This is a genomic window from Thermostichus sp. OS-CIW-20 (assembly GCF_054061455.1).
This window is the reverse complement of the sequence record NZ_JBSSEF010000029.1, coordinates 1-14311: the sequence shown is the minus strand read 5'-3', so window position 1 is coordinate 14311 and position 14311 is coordinate 1. Positions and strand designations below refer to the sequence as shown.

The 14311-nt window shown below is 61.8% G+C and carries 12 protein-coding genes and 1 pseudogene; 6 read left to right on the top strand and 7 right to left on the bottom strand.

Annotation, left to right across the window (positions count from 1 at the left end):
• Positions 1 to 13: 13 nt before the first annotated feature.
• Together ACVWXC_RS10295 and bioB are read right to left on the bottom strand one after the other, a co-directional pair.
• Positions 14 to 2095, bottom strand: a complete 2082-nt coding sequence (locus tag ACVWXC_RS10295) for a HAMP domain-containing sensor histidine kinase (protein WP_457392547.1) — start codon at positions 2093 to 2095, stop codon at positions 14 to 16.
• Positions 2096 to 2217: 122 nt separating this feature from the next.
• Positions 2218 to 3150, bottom strand: coding sequence for a biotin synthase BioB (gene bioB, locus ACVWXC_RS10290; protein WP_011431441.1), 933 nt, complete (start codon positions 3148 to 3150; stop codon positions 2218 to 2220).
• A gap of 124 nt (positions 3151 to 3274) precedes the next feature.
• Between bioB and ACVWXC_RS10285 the strand changes: the two genes are divergently transcribed.
• A complete protein-coding gene (locus tag ACVWXC_RS10285) occupies positions 3275 to 4270 on the top strand; it encodes a deoxyhypusine synthase family protein (protein ID WP_457392550.1) in 996 nt (331 codons plus the stop codon).
• A gap of 7 nt (positions 4271 to 4277) precedes the next feature.
• Here the strand turns inward: ACVWXC_RS10285 and ACVWXC_RS10280 are convergent, their stop codons facing one another.
• Genes ACVWXC_RS10280 through ACVWXC_RS10270 form a run of 3 tightly spaced genes read right to left on the bottom strand, consistent with a single transcriptional unit; the run spans position 4278 to position 6239 of the window.
• Positions 4278 to 4838, bottom strand: a complete 561-nt coding sequence (locus tag ACVWXC_RS10280; protein WP_011431439.1) for an ankyrin repeat domain-containing protein — start codon at positions 4836 to 4838, stop codon at positions 4278 to 4280.
• Positions 4839 to 4842: 4 nt separating this feature from the next.
• On the bottom strand, positions 4843 to 5607 hold the full coding sequence (locus ACVWXC_RS10275) for an MBL fold metallo-hydrolase (RefSeq protein WP_041438624.1): 765 nt from the start codon (positions 5605 to 5607) through the stop codon (positions 4843 to 4845).
• Entirely contained in the window at positions 5604 to 6239 is a 636-nt protein-coding gene (locus ACVWXC_RS10270) for an anthranilate synthase component II (RefSeq protein WP_011431437.1), read from the bottom strand. Before ACVWXC_RS10270 ends, ACVWXC_RS10275 begins: the two co-directional genes overlap by 4 nt.
• Before the next feature lie 179 nt (positions 6240 to 6418).
• On the opposite strand from ACVWXC_RS10270, the gene ACVWXC_RS10265 reads away from it, so the two are divergent.
• The 4 genes from ACVWXC_RS10265 to rsmD all read left to right on the top strand — a co-directional run bounded on the left by ACVWXC_RS10265 (position 6419) and on the right by rsmD (position 11618).
• Positions 6419 to 8830, top strand: coding sequence for a DEAD/DEAH box helicase (locus ACVWXC_RS10265; RefSeq protein WP_457392555.1), 2412 nt, complete (start codon positions 6419 to 6421; stop codon positions 8828 to 8830).
• A 515-nt stretch (positions 8831 to 9345) separates the two neighbouring features.
• A complete protein-coding gene (locus tag ACVWXC_RS10260; protein WP_228375357.1) occupies positions 9346 to 10110 on the top strand; it encodes a HEAT repeat domain-containing protein in 765 nt (254 codons plus the stop codon).
• A gap of 60 nt (positions 10111 to 10170) precedes the next feature.
• The gene (locus ACVWXC_RS10255) at positions 10171 to 11061 is read left to right on the top strand and encodes a Sll0314/Alr1548 family TPR repeat-containing protein (RefSeq protein ID WP_457392558.1); all 891 of its coding nucleotides are present in this window, start codon (positions 10171 to 10173) and stop codon (positions 11059 to 11061) included.
• A gap of 5 nt (positions 11062 to 11066) precedes the next feature.
• The gene (gene rsmD, locus ACVWXC_RS10250; protein WP_457392561.1) at positions 11067 to 11618 is read left to right on the top strand and encodes a 16S rRNA (guanine(966)-N(2))-methyltransferase RsmD; all 552 of its coding nucleotides are present in this window, start codon (positions 11067 to 11069) and stop codon (positions 11616 to 11618) included.
• Here rsmD and ACVWXC_RS10245 read toward each other — a convergent pair.
• Positions 11615 to 12232 (bottom strand): hypothetical protein, encoded by a 618-nt coding sequence (locus ACVWXC_RS10245; protein ID WP_457392564.1) that lies wholly within the window; start codon positions 12230 to 12232, stop codon positions 11615 to 11617. The genes rsmD and ACVWXC_RS10245 overlap by 4 nt on opposite strands.
• Positions 12233 to 12358: 126 nt before the next feature.
• Complete coding sequence (glgA, locus tag ACVWXC_RS10240) at positions 12359 to 13813, bottom strand: glycogen synthase GlgA (protein WP_099813309.1); 1455 nt, start codon at positions 13811 to 13813, stop codon at positions 12359 to 12361.
• Positions 13814 to 14057: 244 nt separating this feature from the next.
• On the opposite strand from glgA, the pseudogene ACVWXC_RS10235 reads away from it, so the two are divergent.
• A pseudogene (locus ACVWXC_RS10235) lies at positions 14058 to 14311 on the top strand (photosystem II D2 protein (photosystem q(a) protein)); the annotation flags it as partial.

Genomic DNA, 14311 nt, shown 5'->3' with positions numbered 1-14311 from the left:
CCATTTCTGCTCCTCAAGATTGATGGGTGTGACGGGAGTCCTCCCGCCAGCGGCAACTGGGGGGATCCGTTTCGCCTGGCTGGGCGGCAAACTCCAGCGGCCCGTTTTCGGTGTAGAGGTGCAGGTCGAACCAGAAGGTGGATCCCTGTTCCAGCTTGCTTTCCAGGCAGATGCGGGTGTGGTGTTTCTCCAGGATGTTGCGCACGATGGCCAGGCCCAGGCCGGTGCCCTCCAGGGTGTGGACGCGGTTCTCCACCCGGAAAAAGCGGTCGAAGATCCGCTCCTGATCCTCCGGGGCAATGCCGATGCCCGTATCGGCCACCGCCACCCGCACCGCCTGCGGGGATCCATCCGCCTGCACGACCGGGTGGGCATGCACCGTCACCAGCCCTCCCGAGGGCGTGAACTTGAGGGCATTGCCCAAGAGATTGGTCATCACTTGCAGCAGCAGATCGTAGTTGCCCCACACCAGGGGCAGATCCGGATCGACGAACTTGCGCAACTGGATCCCTTTGTCGCGGGCTTGCAGGTGGTGGGTGCGCAGGGTTTGCTCGATCACCGCTGCAATATCGACAGCCTCGAAGTGGTACTGTTTCCCCGACTCCAGACGGGACAAATCCAACACATCGTTGACCAGGCGGGTGAGGCGATCGGTTTCGCGGTTGGCAATTTCCAGATAGTCCAGCCGCTCCTCTGGCAACATCTGCTCGCCGTACTCGTAGAGGGTCTCGATGAAGGACTTGATGCTAAAGAGTGGGGTGCGCAGCTCGTGGCTGATGTTGCTGATGAACTGGGCCTTGGCCTCGTTGAGCTCCACCTCGCGGGTGATGTCCTGCACCGTCATCACGAGCCCCTTGAGGTTTTGCCGCCGCGGATCCGACACCGGCGACAGCAGGATGCGGATGACGCGCTTGGTGGGGCCGCTGAGGTTGACGCGAATTTCCTCTGCCTCTTGATCCCCGCGGGCAATTTGCATCAGGGGGCGGGCCAACTGCTGCCGCAGATCCTCGGGCAACAGCTCCGGCAAGGGCTTGCCCAAAACAGGCTCGCCCTCCCAGCCGAACATGCGGGAAGCCGCCGGGTTGAGCAAGAGTACGCGAAACTCAGCGTCCAGCAAAATGGCGGCATCGACGATGGAGAAAACCAAAGTCTCCAGCTTGGCCTTGGCGGCGGCCAGTTCTTCGATGTTCTGCTCCTCGTAGCTCTGCAGCCGCTCCGCCATCTCGTTAAAGCTGTCGATGAGCTGGGCCAGCTCTCCCCCAAAGGGCAGGTCGATGCGCTGCTTGAAGTTGCCCTTGGTGATCTCCTGGACGCCCTTGACCAGTGCTTTGATGGGGTAAGTAATGGTGAGGGCGTTGACCACGGCTCCCAGGATGGCCAGAACCCACACCGCCAAGAACACTCCAATCGCGACCTCCCGCGCCAGTTGCGTCGAGCGCACGAGGGCGGGGTTGGGGTTGATGCCAAGGCCGAGGGTGCCCAAAAAGCGGCCCTGATGATAGATGCCGACAAAAATGTCCGTCACCCGCCCGGCAGGGGTGAGGTGGGTGCGCACCAGCGGCTGACCCTCGGCAGGCGGGCGGTTGTCCGGCAGTTGGATGCGACGGGTAAGGCTGAGGGAGGTTTTCACCTCCTGGTTGGAAAACGGGATCCCGTAGTAGATGTTCCCCTCCGGGTCGGCATAGAGCAAATAGCGAATGCTGCTGGTGCTCTCAAAATATTGCCGCGACAGCTGGGCCACTTCGCCAATGCGATCTTCTGCGATCAGGGGGGCGACATTGGCCGCCAACAGCAGCCCCAGATCCCGGCCAAAGCGGGCTTCGTTAAAGCGCGCATCCTGCTGCACGGTGCTGACGGCCCAGAAGGTGAAGCTGCTCACCACCAGCGAGACCACCAGCGTGGCCACAAAGAGCAACTGGGTCTCCAGGCGCAGCTTTTGTTTCCAGCGAGACCACCAGCGCCGCAGGGATCCCCAAAAGAACCCCCCCCTTGACGGCTCCCCAGTCTCCCCCGGCAAGGGCTGGGGAGGAGAAGCAGCAGCCGCCTCAGGGGATTGGACTTCGGCAAGGGGCTCGGCAGTGCTGACAGGAGACATGGACAACCCTGAAGAACACTGTCGCCACCATTCTGGCATGGCTGCCGACAGGGTTAAGAGGGTTCGATTTTCTGCAAAGATTGTTACAAGCAGGGATCCCGAAAGGGCAAGGGGAGATGCCTCTACAGAGGTTGCAGGCCCAGCTTCTCGAGCAAAGCCGCATCGGCAGCCTGGCCCGGATTGGGCGTGGTCAGCAACCTTTCCCCGGTGAAGATGGAGTTGGCCCCCGCCAAGAAGCACAACGCCTGCTCGCTCTCGGACAGGTTTTTTCGCCCTGCCGAGAGCCGGATCTGGGCGGTGGGCAGCAGCAGGCGGGCCGTGGCGATGGTGCGCACCAGCAGCAGCGGATCGGGCGGGGGAAGCTGGCCTAGGGGCGTGCCGGCCACGGGAACCAAAGCGTTGATGGGCACTGAAGTGGGGGGCGGCGTCAGGTTGGCCAGAACGTGCAGCAGGCCGATGCGGTCTTCGTCGCTTTCCCCAAGGCCGACAATGCCGCCACAGCAGATCTGCAGGCCGGCTGCCGCCACATGGGCCAGTGTCTCCAGGCGATCCCGATAGGTGCGCGTCGTGATGATGCGGGGGTAGAACGCCGGCGAGGTGTCCAGATTGTGGTTGTAGGCCGTCAGACCCGCCGCCGCCAATTGCTGCGCCTGGGCAGCCGACACCATCCCCAGGGTGACACAGGCTTCCATCCCCAGCTTGCGCACCAGGCGCACCATCTCCAACACCCGCTCAAACGCCTCCCCTGCCGGGGCCGACCGCCAGGCAGCGCCCATACACAGCCGGGTGGCGCCGGCCCTTTGGGCGGCCATGGCCTGCTGACGCAGCGACTCCAGCGAGATCAAGGGGTAGGTCTCGATCCCTGTCGAGTAGCGGGCGCTTTGGGGGCAATAGGCGCAGTCTTCCGGGCAGCGGCCCGACTTGATGTTGACCAGGGCGCAGAGTTGAACCCGGCCAGGCGGATGGTGCTGCCGATGCACCGTTTGCGCCTCGTACACCAACTGCAGCAGCGGCCGATAGTAGATCTCGCGAACGTACTCTAGAGCAATGGCCATGCCGGCAATGTCCAAAACAAAAGGTTGAAGGGATCCCTAAAAGCTTGCCAGCGCTCTTAGGTTTGGCTATGATACGAAGTCTGTGCCTTGGGAAGGCGAACCCGCCTTGCTTAGAAACCCAACCATGATAACCGCAGAAGCAGTGGCCAAAGGTCCTATCAGCCAATTTCTTAAGCATCACTTTCGCCACTTCAACGCCGCCGCCCTGGTGGATGCCGCCAAGGGCTACGCTGCTCACCTGGAGAAAGGCGGCAAGATGATGGTGACCCTGGCCGGCGCCATGAGCACGGCAGAGCTGGGCCTTTCTCTGGCCGAGATGATTCGGCAGAACAAGGTGCACGCCATCTCCTGCACCGGCGCCAACCTGGAGGAAGACATCTTTAACCTCATCGCCCACGACTTCTACGAGCGGGTGCCCCACTACCGCGATCTCAGCCCGCAGCAGGAGCAGGAGCTGCTGGAGCGGCACCTGAACCGGGTAACCGATACCTGCATTCCCGAAGAAGAGGCGATGCGGCGCCTGGAAAAAGCTCTGCTGGAAGAGTGGACGGCTGCCGATCAGGCGGGGGAGCGCTACTTCCCGCACGAGTTCATCTACCGCATCCTGCGCAGCGGCCGGCTGGAGCCCTACTACCAGATCAATCCGCGGGATTCTTGGGTCTATGCGGCCATGGAGGCCGACTTGCCCCTCTACGTACCGGGCTGGGAGGACTCCACCACCGGCAACATGTACGCTGCCCACTGCATCAGCGGCGAGATCCGCCATGTCCATACCGTCCGCACGGGCATCGAGTACATGATCCACCTGGCGGACTGGTACACGCGCACCTCGGCAGAGTGCTCCATCGGCTTCTTCCAAATTGGCGGCGGCATTGCCGGGGATTTTCCCATCTGCGTAGTGCCCATGCTGCACCAAGACCTGGGCCGCAAGGGGATCCCTCTGTGGGGCTATTTCTGCCAGATCAGCGACTCCACCACCAGCTACGGCTCCTACTCGGGGGCGGTGCCCAACGAGAAGATCACCTGGGGCAAGTTAGGGGTCGACACGCTCAAGTTCGTCATCGAGTCGGATGCCACCATCGTGGCGCCTTTGATCTTCGCCTGGGTGCTGGGGTGGTAGGGCTGGCTCAGGGATTGTCCTTATGGTTGGGGCGGGGCCATTGGGAAAGCAGAATCGCCGCTTCCCAGCGGCGCATGTCCTGGGCAATTTGCAAAGGGGTGAGGCCGTAGCCGTCCGGCTCGTCGATCTCAGAGCCATGTTCCAGCAGCAGCCGCACCACTTCAGGGTTGCCCGACCAAGCGGCAAAATGCAGGGCCAAGCCGCCTGCCCCGAAGCAGGCGTTGACGTCAGCCCCTCCCTCCAGCAAGGCTTGGGTGACCTCAGCGTTGCCCAGGCGGGCAGCCTGGTGCAGGGGGCTGGCCCCGCCGCGATCCAACCGGTTGGGATCCGCCCCGGCAGCCAGCAAAAGGCGGGTGTTGAGGCCGCTTTCTACGAAGAACAGAGCCGTCTTGCCCCGCTCCTCAACGGCGTTGGCGTCTTTCCCCAGCCAGAGGGCCAACTGCAGCCGCAGCGGGTTGGCAGTGGCCAGAGCCTGGGGATCTGCCGGCAAGCTGTACCCATAGAGCCCCAGACCGCCTAGCAGCAGGGATCCCAACCCGACACCTACAGCCCACCGCCTGCGCCTCATGGCCCTACTCCTCAAAGAACAGGATGGCGATCCCTTGGCTGGGCAGGGCCTGGGCCGAGAGCAGCAAGGGGTTGCTGAGGGCAGGTTGCGCGGCAGCGGCGGGAAAGAGGCGCAAAAACGCTTCTAGAGGCTGCAGCTCGCACTGGGACTCCTCGGCGGCGGCGGTGCGGTACATAGTCGGGATGACCAACTTGGGCTGCAGCGCTTCGATGGCCGCCTTGGCCGCGGCGGGATCGTAGTTTTTCGGCCCACCCCCCACCGGCACCAGCAACAGGTCAGGGCGAGCCAGCAGGATGGACTGTTCCCGGCCAATGGGCTGCAGTGCCCCTCCCAAATGGACAATGTCGATCCCGGCCATGCGCCAGCGCCAGCCCACGTTGAGGCCAAAGCGGGGGCCCCGCGGCATGCGCACCCCCTGCACGCGGATCCCGTCGATGAAGTAGTCCCCCGGCTGAAACAGCACCCTGGGGTTGCCCGGCACCACGTCCAAAGCCCCTTCGTCCAGGAGACGGCTGCTGAGCAGCACCAGATCGGCAGCAACGCTGGGAGCAGGGTAGCCGGCTGTACAGCCCGCCGGGCGGAAGGGGTTGACCAGAAAACGCTTGCCCTCCCCCTCGAACAAAACGCAACTGTGGTGCAGCCAGGTCAGTTGCAGGCTCTGGGGGGTGAACTCCAGGGATCCCCCTGTTTGAGCACCCGCCCGCTGACCCCCTACGGCAAGGGATCCCAGCAGGCCGGCGCTGGCTTGCAAAAGTTGGCGACGCTTCATGGGCACGGGATCCCTGACGCGACGACGGCAGCCGCCGGCTGGGGCGATCCCGAACCATGGTGCCGAGCCAGGCGCAGAAAGTTGCCTAGCAGGCGCTTGCCCTCTGTGGTCAAAATGCTTTCTGGGTGGAACTGCACCCCCTGCACGTGAGGGTAGCGGCGGTGGCGGATCCCCATGATGATCCCACTGTCCGTTTGAGCCGTCACCTCCAGCTCTTCAGGACAGGTGGAGGGCTCGATGGCCAAGCTGTGGTAGCGGGTGGCCGCAAAAGGCCGGCTTAGCCCCTCAAATACCCCCACCCCTTGGTGGTAGATCAGCGAAGTTTTGCCGTGCATCAACTCAGGGGCGCGCACGATCTGGCCACCGTAGACCTGGCCGATGCACTGGTGCCCCAGACAGACACCCAAAATGGGCAACTCTGGCCCCAGCTCCCGAATTAGCTCCAGCGAGATGCCGGCATCCTCTGGTCGTCCCGGCCCCGGCGAGATGACTACAGCCTCCGGCTGCATCTGGCGCAGCTCGGCCACTGAGATCTCGTCATTGCGAAAAACCTGCATCGGTGCCCCCAGTTCCCCCAGGTATTGCACCAGGTTATAGGTAAAGCTGTCGTAGTTGTCGATTACAACCAGCACGATGGCACCCGGCGACGGCACCTCATTTTAGCATTGCCCAGGCTTGGGTCTCCCCCAGCGGCAAGACTCGCAGCCCCGAGCCAACACCCGGATCAAGCTTGTATCCTGGGAGATATAGCACACAAGCGGCAGCGAGGTGGCTAGCTTTTAGGTTGTTTTCTGATGACTTTTCGGATCCCATGAACCCGCTTCTCTCCCCGGCAACCGACTTGCTGGACGAGTTGCGCAGGCTTTTCCCTTTTGAGCTGGATGAGTTTCAAATCCGAGCGATTCAAGCTCTAGCAGCTGGGGAATCGGTGGTAGTCTGTGCACCTACGGGATCCGGCAAGACGCTGATCGGAGAATATGCTATTTATCGGGCCTTGTCCCAAGGCAAGCGGGTTTTTTATACAACTCCTCTGAAGGCTCTTTCCAACCAGAAGTTTCGCGATTTCGGCCAGCAATTTGGCCCAGAGCGGGTTGGCCTGCTCACCGGCGACATCTCCATCAACCGGGAGGCGCCCATCTTGGTGATGACCACCGAGATCTTCCGCAACATGCTCTACGGCACGCCGCTTTCTCTGGCTGTCCAACAGGGGGCTTACGCCAGCGAGATGGATGCGTGGGAGCAGGCGGAGGCCCTGAGCCGGGATCCCTTGCAAGACGTGCAGGCGGTGATCCTGGACGAATGCCACTACATGAACGACCAGCAGCGAGGCACCGTCTGGGAAGAGGCGATCATCTACTGCCCTGCCCACATCCAGCTTGTTGCCCTCTCGGCCACGCTGGCCAACAGCGACCAGCTCACCGACTGGATGAACCAGGTGCATGGCCCCACGCGACTGATCGACTCCAGCCATCGCCCGGTGCCGCTGCAATTTCACTTTGCCAATCGCAAAGGGCTGTTCCCCCTGCTGGAACAAACGGAGTCGGGCCAGTGGGTTTGCAATCGCCGCCTAAAAAGCAAACTCCCCAAGTCCGGCCAGTCCTCCTATGGGGGGGTGCCGGATATGGTGCAGGTGGTGGAAAACCTGCGCCAGCGGGACATGTTGCCGGCCATCTATTTCATCTTCAGCCGCAAAGGCTGCGACCTGGCGGTGGCCAGCGTGGGGAACTTGGACTTGATCGCCAGCGAGGCAGAACGGCAGCAGTTGGCCGAGCAGATCGACCGCTTTTGCCGGGAAACGCCGGAAGCCGTGCGTCGGGATCAACTGGATGCCCTCTACCGGGGGATTGCCGCCCACCATGCCGGCCTGTTGCCCGCCTGGAAGGGCCTGGTCGAGCACCTGTTTCAGCAGGGGTTGGTGAAGCTGGTCTTCGCCACCGAGACCTTGGCCGCCGGGATCAACATGCCCGCCCGCACGACGGTGATTTCCTCCCTCTCCAAGCGCACCGACAACGGCCATCGCCTCCTGACTGCCTCTGAGTTTATGCAAATGTCGGGCCGGGCCGGACGACGGGGCAAAGATGTGATCGGGCACGTGGTGACCTTGCAATCTCCCTTTGAGGGGGCGCAAGAGGCGGCGCGGCTGGCCACGGCAGGAGCGGATCCCCTGGTGAGCCAGTTTACCCCCACCTATGGCATGGTGCTGAACTTGCTGCAAAAGCACTCTCTGGAGGCGGCGCGGGATCTCATTAACCGCAGCTTTGGCCAGTATTTGCTCTCGCTGCAAAAGCTGCCCGAACAACAGGAGCTCCAGCACACCCGCGCCGAGCTGGAAGAGATCGACCGCCTCTTGGAGGGTATTTCCGACGAAGATATCGCCCGCTACGAGAAAGTGCAGGCGCAACGGCGGGAAGAGCGGCGCATCTTGCGCTACCTGCTCAAACAGCGAGAAGCCGAGCCGGATCCCACCCTGCGCCTATTGGCCTTTCCCCACATCCAAGCCCAAGAGGAAAAGATCCGCGCCCTGGAAGCCCGCATCCGCGCAAACCCTGCCCACAGGGTTGGGAAAAAGCTGCTGGGTTTACAGGAAAAGCGCCAGCGCCTGCGCAAGCGTCTGCAGCACCTGGAGCGGCAAAGCGACTCGGTACAGGAGTTGCGCTGGCAGCAATTTATGGCCTTGGTGGGGGTGTTGCAGGAGTTCGACTGTTTGCGGGAGTATCAACCTACCGCCAGCGGAGAGGTGGTAGCCGCTCTGCGGGGAGATAACGAGCTCTGGCTGGCGCTGGCTTTGCTATCTGGCGAATGTCTAGGCTGTGCTCCCCATCACTTCGCTGGGGTGATCGCTGCCCTGGTGGCCGAGCCTCCCCGTTCGGGTACCTACAGCCGGCTGCGTACTTCCGGGCTAGTCGAGGATGTGCTGCATGGCTTACGAGGCTTGCGGCGGCAACTGTTCCGCAGCCAGCGGCAACACCAGGTGTTTCACGTGCCGATTGGGTTTGAGCCTGGCTTGGCCGGGATCGTGGAACACTGGGCGCAAGGGATCCCTTGGGAACAGCTAGAGGCCAGCACCAACCTGGATGCTGGGGATATTGTGCGCCTGATTCGCCGCACGCTGGATTTGCTCTCCCAGATTCCCTACATACCCCATCTGCCAGCCGAGTTGCGGGAAAACGCTCGCGAAGCCCAAAAACTGCTGGATCGCTTCCCGGTAAGCGAGCTGATCTGAGCGTAGATTGTAAGGAATCTGCCAGGATTCGGTTGCCCCTGGGAATCCTCTGTTTGGGGAACTGGAAGTGGACAAGACAGGTTGTTTTGTCCGTCCAGCCAACTGCGTAGGGCCCACAGTCTGCTGGCGCAAACGCGATGCTGCTCCGGCGGGAAATGCCGCCGGGCCGAAAATTGCTTCGTTGCCAGAAAGATCGCTTAGAGAAGGATGACGATCTCGATGCAGCGCTGAACGGTGCTCGGCTGTGCTCAGTACCCGGTGTTCCTAGGTCTTTCGGAGCGGATTATGCTCCCGCCTGCCTAAGGTGCGGGCGGCTGTCTATGGGGGGGTCACCACCGAGCGCTTCACCGCAGCCATGGCTTGCTTCCGCGCTGCGCTTTTTCGCTCGAGAGCGGGTGGTGGGGGGCCGAGGCTTTTGTTATCCTGTCGCTTAACGGATGCAAGCACGAGTCCCTAGATTGCTGTGTCAGGGAGATTTGGCTCCATTGGCAGGCTCGGAGAGAGGATGGGATCTGATGTTTACTTGGCTCTGGACGAAACACTTTTCTCGCCTAAACCAGAGGCTGCAAAGCTTGGAGGTGGCCCGCGAGGAAAACCTTCTGTCTCCTGATCTGAGCGCCCAAACTCTGCAGGTGGCCCCTGACTTTTGGGAGCGGCAGCACCAGGCTTTCGTCTACCTGGATAAGCAGATGCGAAAGCTCAGCCGTCGCAGCAAGATTTGGGGCGGGATGGCACTGCTGGCTGTTTTGGCCGATGCTGCTTTGGTGGTTGCCGGCTTGGCGATGCTCCAGTCTTGGCAACAGATGCGGGCCGACCAAAACCTTGCTCGCATTGTCCAACAGGCTGCGGCTGCTGACCCTGTACAGCAAGCCTTTGACAACCTGGTGGCCCAATTGCCGCATATGAACGAGGCAGAGCGGTATCATGCCCTAGAGGCGTTGCAGGCCCTTTCGGCCATCGCCATGGCGGGCCGGGGCTCCTACGGCTACTCTCCTGGCATCTCTGTGTACGGCTCTGTTCCTACAGCTGCGACAACCCCTCTTGAGGCCCAACTGCAAACCATCTATCAGTTGGGTCAAATGCGTGCAGTTGAGGCGGTGCCGGCTTTGCTGACCAAGCTTTCTGACGGCGAACCGGCGGTGCGGGAGGCGGCAGCCCGCGCCCTCGGCCAAATCGGGGATCCGCGCGCCCTGGATCCCTTGCACGCTCTCCTGGCCCACGAGACCAATGAGTTGGTTCAGGACGCAGCCATTGCTGCGATTGCGCAAATGCTGCGCTGAAGAGCAGGTCAAGGACGCGTCGATTCGCTAAAAGTTCGTAGTGGGTGCCGAGGCCAGGGGATGAGAAGCGACAAGTTCGGCAGAGGGGCCAAGCTCGCAGGGATCCTGTGTTGGGTGTGGGGATCCGCCTTGCCGGTTTGGGCGCAGGATCCTTTTCGCAGCGGGGCCAATGCCCGCCCCATCAAGCCAGAGGTGGCTAGTGCCTTTGAGGAGTTTTTCTGCGCAGGCCGCTACACCCAGAGCCGAGAGAAGCTGGAAATAGCCAAGAAAGCTTCCCCCGACGAGCCAATGGTCTATGCCCTGTTGGCGGCGCTGGCCTACCAGGAGGGGGATCTGGATGCTTTTGCCCAGTTGGCCACCCAAACCCGACAAGTGGCTGCCGAGCTGAAAAAGACGGATCCCTTGCGCGGCAACCTGTATGAGGGCGTGGGCTATGGGCTGGAGGCGGCCAACACTGTGGTGCGGGAGGGGGTGGTGATCGGGCTGCCCAAGGCATTGCCCACCCTCAATCAATTGTTTGCGTCCATCCGGGCCGCCCAGGCCGTGGACAGCAGCGACCCAGAGCTGAATCTCCTCAACGGCTATATGGATTTGCTGCTGACCTATCGGGAGAAAGCGTTGAATCAATTTCGCCTGGCAGCGCCTGACTATTTGTCCTACCGCGGCCAAGCCCTGGCCTATCGGGATATGAAACGCTTTGACGAGGCGCTGGAGGCGGTGGAGCGGGCCATTGCTGCTTCCTGCAACAACCCTGAGCTCTACTACCTCAAGGCGCAAATTTTGGTTGCCAAGGGCCAAGACCGGGAGGCAGTTCCCCTTTTCGACCAAGCCCTGCAGGCTGCTGCCCAGTTGCCTGAAGCTTTGGTGGAGCAGATCCAGATGGAACGGGATCGTGCCGCCCAGCGCAGCGGGTTAACCGGCCAGTTGCCTACACCGACTCCCTCCCCCTAACACTAATGGGCCTGCGTATCAGCGGCAAACGAGCGCTGCAGACCCCTGCCGGCCTGGGCACTCGACCCACCCCTGGGCGGGTGAGGCAGGCCCTGTTCAACATCTTGCGGGGGCAGGTGGAGGGCTGTCGCTGGCTGGATCTCTGCTGTGGAGCCGGCACGGTAGGGGCAGAAGCCTTGTGCCATGGGGCGGCCTTTGTGGCCGGGATCGAGATCGCCGCCCCTGCCTGTTGCATCATCCGAGCCAACTGGGCCAAGGTGGCGCAGCCGGGGCAATCTTTCCAGGTCATCCAGGGAGATGCCCGCAAGCTGCTCAGCCGAGGCTTGGGTTTGGATCCCTTTGATTACGTCTATTTTGATCCCCCCCACGACGCCGGTCTGTACGCCTCGCTCCTGCCGCGGATCCCGCCCTTGCTCAAGCCAGGTGGAACCTTGATTGTCGAGCATCGCAGCGGCCACGAGCTGCCCGACCAGGTGGGATCCCTGCTGCGCTTTGACCAGCGGGCCTACGGGCAAACAGCGCTGGCTTTCTACCGGCATCTGGGAGAGGAGCGCTAGGGGAAGGGGGTGCTGACGAAGCCGATCTCCAGAAGCTGCTGGTAGGCCTGGGTGCCTAGCTCCCGGGTTGGGGTTTGGCTCTTGATGACCTGAATCAGCCAGGCTACGGCCTCCTCGGGGCGCCCGGCAGCCCGATAGACCACGGCCAGATCGTAGGCAGCCTCATCTCGGGCCTGGGCGGCAACGCGGGCCAGCTCCCGCTGCTCTTCGGAGATGCGGTTTTGGATCCCGGCAAAAGCCCGGGAGAGATCTTGGTGGTAGTTGGAGCGCTGGTTGTAGGCGTTGAACACCTGTTGCAGCAGCTCGATGGCCCGGTCGTAGTTTTGCGCTTGGATGGCGGCATCGGCTTCGGCGGCCAGTTGTTCAGCCCGCAACACGCTGAGGGCATTGTTGGGCTGTTCTAGGACCCGAAACTGCTGCGGGTTGGGAATGAGCTGCTGGCCAGGGGGCAGCTCTTGAGCCGTGGCCCAGAGAGTCGAGCCGACGCCCAGGACAAGGCCAAGCAACAAGCCGAAAGCCAACCGCGCCCAAGAACGGCGCAGAAAGTTGAGCCCTTGGACAGTGGCGTCTTGGCGCCGACCTTGGCCAATAACAGCGGGACGTCGTCCGAACATTGGCAGGCAGTCCTCAAAACCTCGTTAACCCGTTCTACTTTATCTCACTCTGGGTGCCTCCGCCGCAGCTCAGGGATCCCCTCAGCCAGAAGTTGCTGGGAGGCTGGCTGTTTGGACGGAGTAGAGCTAAGTGGGGGCGGGCTGATTCTCAGAGGAGGTCTTTTCCGGCCTCAGCGGCAAGTTCATAATCAGCTCGTACAGGCGCAGGTATTCCAGCGCCGAGCGCTGCCAACTGAAGTCGGTGGCCATGCCCCGCTTTTGCAGCGCCTGCCAAGTGTCTTTGTGCTGAAAGGCCTCCCAAGCCCGCGCCAAGCAGGTGTAGAAGTCCAGGGCTTCGTAGCGATCAAAGCAGTAGCCCGTACCGATCCCCTTGCTGGGAATGTGATGGCTGACCGTATCCACCAGCCCTCCCGTGCGGCGGGCAATGGGCACACAGCCGTAGCGCATGGCGATCATCTGGCTGATGCCACAGGGCTCAAAGCGGCTGGGCATCAAAAAGACGTCTGCTCCTCCATAGATCAACTGAGCCAGTTGCGGCTGGTAACCCTGTTGATAGGCCATTCTGCCCGGGTGCCGCTCGGCCATCTCCCGGATCCGCCCCTCGTAGTAGGCTTCCCCGCTGCCCAGCAAGACAAATTGTGAATCGCTATAGGCCAAAAAGCGATCCAGGGTTTGGATAAGCAGATCGATCCCCTTTTGTTCCACCAAACGCGCTACCATGCCCATCAAGAACACGTCGGGGTTAACGGTCAAACCCAAGCGAGACTGGAGCGCCGCCTTGTTCACCGCCCGGCCGCTGAGGTCGTCGATGCTGAAGTTGGCCTCGAGAGCGGGATCGGTGCGGGGATCGAACTTCTCGGTGTCGATGCCGTTCAGGATCCCCCGCAGGCGCTCCCCTTTCCAGGCCAGCAGATCCTGGAGGCCCTCTCCATGGAGGCTGGTGCGGATCTCCAGGGCGTAGGTGGGCGAAACCGTATTCACTTGGTCGGCGTAGAGGATCCCGGCAGCCATGGTGTTGTGGGCGGAAAAATACCAGGGCAGCCAGGTCATGCGTTCCAGTTGCCAACGCCAAGGCCCCTGATAGGCCAGGTTGTGGATGGTAAAGACGGTGCCGATATCGGGAGCCTGGTGCATCCAGGCCGGGATCATGCCGGTGTGCCAGTCGTGGCAGTGGATGATGTTGGGTTTCCAAGGGTAGTAGGTCCAGGCAAATTCAGCCACGGCGTTGGCAAAAAAAGTAAAGCGCCAGAACTCGTCCTCGCCGTAGTAGATGCGGTGGGGAGCAAAACAATAGTGGCTGACCAAGTAGAGGGGCACATCGGTGCCGGGCAAAACGCTTTCGTAAATATCGGCCACCTGCCCCATGACCTGTTTAGACCAGATGGGATCCTTGGAGCGGGGGTATTGCCCCGGTTCCGGGCCGAACTTGTCCCAGAGAAACCCGTACAGGGGCATGATGATGCGCACATCCTGCCCCAGCTTGCGCAAAACGACGGGCAGGGATCCCACCACATCCGCCATACCCCCCACCTTGGCAATGGGGGCAGCCTCCGCCGCTGCAAACAAAATCCTGGCTTGCACCACAATGCCCTCCGTGTTGCGATGACCCTCGTCCTGCTGAGGCAAGCGGATCCCGGCAAAACCCTTCCCATCCTAAAACACAAGGGATCCCTGTGCCGGCCAAGCTGGGGCAGAGCCTCATCCTGAGAAGTGTTGCAATTTATTAATTTTTCGTAAGATAGAAGGGCGGTGCCGCTCAGAAATGCTGGGGGCGGTGCTGCACTGCATTTTTGGTTGGTTGTCTTTTTCTGGAGAAAATTGTCCTATGACCATCGCAGTAGGGCGCGCGCGCCAGGAGCGAGGATGGTTCGACATCGTCGACGACTGGCTCAAGCGCGACAGATTCGTGTTTATCGGCTGGTCGGGGCTGCTGCTGTTTCCTTGCGCCTATTTGGCCCTGGGCGGCTGGCTGACCGGCACCACGTTTGTAACCTCTTGGTACACCCACGGGTTGGCCAGCTCCTACCTGGAGGGGTGCAACTTTTTGACGGTGGCCGTGTCCACCCCCGCCGACAGCAT

Bases quoted from the DNA above. Each gene is read 5' to 3' on its own strand.
- ACVWXC_RS10295 (WP_457392547.1), bottom strand. From the start codon at position 2,095: ATGTCTCCTGTCAGCACTGCCGAGCCCCTTGCCGAAGTCCAATCCCCT.
- bioB (WP_011431441.1), bottom strand. From the start codon at position 3,150: ATGGCCATTGCTCTAGAGTACGTTCGCGAGATCTACTATCGGCCGCTG.
- ACVWXC_RS10285 (WP_457392550.1), top strand. From the start codon at position 3,275: ATGATAACCGCAGAAGCAGTGGCCAAAGGTCCTATCAGCCAATTTCTT.
- ACVWXC_RS10280 (WP_011431439.1), bottom strand. From the start codon at position 4,838: ATGAGGCGCAGGCGGTGGGCTGTAGGTGTCGGGTTGGGATCCCTGCTG.
- ACVWXC_RS10275 (WP_041438624.1), bottom strand. From the start codon at position 5,607: ATGAAGCGTCGCCAACTTTTGCAAGCCAGCGCCGGCCTGCTGGGATCC.
- ACVWXC_RS10265 (WP_457392555.1), top strand. From the start codon at position 6,419: ATGAACCCGCTTCTCTCCCCGGCAACCGACTTGCTGGACGAGTTGCGC.
- ACVWXC_RS10260 (WP_228375357.1), top strand. From the start codon at position 9,346: ATGTTTACTTGGCTCTGGACGAAACACTTTTCTCGCCTAAACCAGAGG.
- ACVWXC_RS10255 (WP_457392558.1), top strand. From the start codon at position 10,171: ATGAGAAGCGACAAGTTCGGCAGAGGGGCCAAGCTCGCAGGGATCCTG.
- rsmD (WP_457392561.1), top strand. From the start codon at position 11,067: ATGGGCCTGCGTATCAGCGGCAAACGAGCGCTGCAGACCCCTGCCGGC.
- ACVWXC_RS10245 (WP_457392564.1), bottom strand. From the start codon at position 12,232: ATGTTCGGACGACGTCCCGCTGTTATTGGCCAAGGTCGGCGCCAAGAC.